Genomic DNA, 3,086 nt, shown 5'->3' with positions numbered 1-3,086 from the left:
CAGCACGGCGAGGCGCGCGACCGACGCCGTGGGCGCGGTGTCCGAGGGGGCGCTCACCGCGGCCGACGGGCGGGGTGGCGGGACGGGTCGACAGCTGCGGCGACGTGCGGCACCGGGTCCATGCGGGGAAGGTAGCGGACCGGAACGCTTCAGGGGGAGGGGTCGGGGCGAGGAAGGGTCGCGTACGCCACATCTCTCGATGTGAAGAGATCTCCGCCCGGCCGCTACCATCGACCGGGGCGTTTCGGCCGCACAGAGGCCGTCGAACGCCGGTGATGAGAGGACCCAGACCAGGTGGACCTGTTCGAGTACCAGGCGCGTGACATCTTCGAGAAGCACGGCGTGCCCGTCCTGGGCGGCGTCGTCGCCACGACTCCCGAGGAGGCCCGCGCCGGCGCGGAGCAGCTGCTCGGTGGCCAGGACGGCGTCGTCGTCGTGAAGGCCCAGGTCAAGGTCGGCGGCCGCGGCAAGGCGGGCGGCGTCAAGCTCGCCCGCAGCGCGGACGACGCGGCCGAGAAGGCCTCCGAGATCCTCGGCATGGACATCAAGGGCCACACGGTCCACCGCGTGATGATCGCGCAGGGCGCGAAGATCGCGACGGAGTTCTACTTCTCCCTCCTGCTCGACCGCGCGGAGCGTCGCTACCTGGCGATGTGCTCCGTCGAGGGCGGCATGGAGATCGAGCAGCTCGCGGTGGAGCGTCCCGACGCCCTCGCGAAGGTCGCCGTCGACCCGCGCACCGGCATCGACCAGGAGAAGGCCGACGAGATCGTCGCCGCAGCCGGGTTCAGCGCCGAGCTGGCACCCAAGGTCGCCGCCGTGCTGCAGACGCTGTGGGCGGTCTACCAGAACGAGGACGCCACGCTGGTCGAGGTCAACCCGCTGGTGCTGACCGAGGACGGCGACATCGTCGCGCTCGACGGCAAGGTCACGCTGGACGAGAACGCCGGCTTCCGGCACCCGGAGCACGCCGAGCTCGAGGACGCGGCCGCGGCCGACCCGCTCGAGGCGCGCGCCAAGGAGAAGGACCTCAACTACGTCAAGCTCGACGGCGAGGTCGGCATCATCGGCAACGGCGCGGGGCTCGTCATGAGCACGCTCGACGTCGTCGCGTACGCCGGTGAGGCCCACGGCGGCGTGAAGCCAGCCAACTTCCTCGACATCGGCGGCGGCGCGAGCGCCGAGGTCATGGCCGCCGGCCTGGACATCATCCTCACGGACCCGCAGGTCAAGTCSGTGTTCGTCAACGTGTTCGGCGGCATCACGGCGTGCGACGCCGTCGCCAATGGCATCGTCGCGGCCCTCGAGATCCTCGGCGACGAGGCCTCCAAGCCGCTGGTCGTGCGCCTGGACGGCAACAACGTGCTCGAGGGTCGCCGGATCCTCGCCGACGCCGGTCACCCGCTGGTCACGATCGCGGACACGATGGACGGCGGCGCCGACAAGGCGGCCGAGCTCGCCCACGCCGCCGCCTGAACCCCTGACGTAGAGAGAAGCAGACACCACCATGGCGATCTTCCTGACCGAGGCATCCAAGGTCATCGTCCAGGRCATGACGGGCTCCGAGGGCCAGAAGCACACGTCCCGCATGCTCGCGTCCGGCACGGCCGTCGTCGGCGGCGTGAACCCGCGAAAAGCAGGTACGAGCGTCGCGTTCAGCTCGGGTGACACAGTGACCGAGGTCCCCGTCTTCGGCTCCGTCGCCGAGGCGATGGACGAGACCGGCGCCGACGTCTCCGTGATCTTCGTGCCGCCGGCCCACACCAAGGCCGCGGTCGTCGAGGCGATCGAGGCGGGCATCCCGCTGGTCGTCATCATCACCGAGGGCGTCCCGGTGGCCGACACCGCCGAGTTCTTCGCGCTCGCGCTGGACAAGGGCGTGCGGCTCATCGGCCCCAACTGCCCCGGCCTGATCAGCCCCGGGAAGTCGAACGTCGGCATCATCCCGGCGGACATCTCGGGCCCGGGCCGCGTCGGCCTGGTCTCGAAGTCGGGCACGCTGACCTACCAGATGATGTACGAGCTGCGGGACTTCGGGTTCTCGACGGCCATCGGCATCGGCGGCGACCCGATCATCGGCACCACGCACATCGACGCCCTCGCGGCGTTCGAGGCGGACCCGGAGACCGAGGTCATCGTGATGATCGGTGAGATCGGCGGCGACGCCGAGGAGCGCGCGGCGGCCTACATCGCCGAGCACGTCACCAAGCCCGTCGTCGGCTACGTCGCCGGCTTCACGGCCCCCGAGGGCAAGACCATGGGCCACGCCGGCGCCATCGTCTCCGGCTCCTCGGGCACCGCCCAGGCCAAGAAGGAGGCCCTCGAGGCCGCGGGTGTCAAGGTCGGCAAGACGCCGTCCGAGACGGCCGCGCTCGCGCGAGAGCTGCTCTCCTAGCTCGTCCGAGAGGTGCCGACCCCGAGGGKCCGGCGCCTTTCGCGTACCCGGCGCCGACGCGCCGGGCCGGGTACGCCGGACGGGTGGATGCGGCGGCGACCATGGCACGGTGAGCTCCACCGGTCCCCGCACAGGCGGCACGCCCGTCCTCGACCGCCGACGACGCCGTGCGCCGGCCGACGACGCGGCACCCGCGTTCTTCACGTCCGCGCTCGACGGCGCCCCCCGGTGGGTCGCCGGCGTGCTGTCCGCGCTGCAGGCCGCGGTGCTCTCGATCCTGGTCCTCGCGCTGCCCGCCGTCGCCGCGTACGTCGCGACCTCCGCGGACCCGTCGAACAGCGGCGTCGGCTGGTTCCGGTCGGTCGGCGTGGGGTCGTCGCTGTGGCTGCTCGGGCACGGCGTCCCGGCTCAGGTCGGCGCGGTCACCGTGTCGCTGGTGCCGCTGGGCGTGACGATCCTCGCGGTCTTCGTCTGCTACGCGTCCGCGCGCCGCTCGGGCCTGGTCACCTGGTCGGCCTACGGCGCCGGGGTGGGCACGTACACGCTGGTCACGGTGCTGGTGGCCGTGCTGGACGGGGTGTCCGACGCCGGCCTGGCCCGCGCGGCCGTGGGCGGTGCGCTCGTCTCCGCGGTCGGGCTCGGCGCCGGCCTGCTGGCCCGGCCCGAGGCGCCCACGCTGCGCGCCCTGACC

Annotated in this window: 3 protein-coding genes; all 3 read left to right on the top strand. The window is 72.4% G+C overall.

Going from position 1 to position 3,086, the window contains the following annotated elements; genetic code table 11:
* The first annotated feature begins 294 nt into the window (after nucleotides 1-294).
* Complete coding sequence (gene sucC, locus ACXJKG_RS20375) at nucleotides 295-1,476, top strand: ADP-forming succinate--CoA ligase subunit beta (RefSeq protein ID WP_456847543.1); 1,182 nt, start codon at nucleotides 295-297, stop codon at nucleotides 1,474-1,476.
* 31 nt (nucleotides 1,477-1,507) lie between these two features.
* Nucleotides 1,508-2,395 (top strand): succinate--CoA ligase subunit alpha, encoded by an 888-nt coding sequence (gene sucD / locus ACXJKG_RS20370; RefSeq protein WP_456847542.1) that lies wholly within the window; start codon nucleotides 1,508-1,510, stop codon nucleotides 2,393-2,395.
* Nucleotides 2,396-2,504: 109 nt separating this feature from the next.
* The coding region (locus ACXJKG_RS20365; protein ID WP_456847541.1) for a cell division protein PerM at nucleotides 2,505-3,086 on the top strand (582 nt) is incomplete at its 3' end.

The sequence above is a fragment of the Cellulomonas sp. P5_C6 genome, from assembly GCF_054049635.1.
This window is presented reverse-complemented; position numbering and strand designations above follow the sequence as displayed.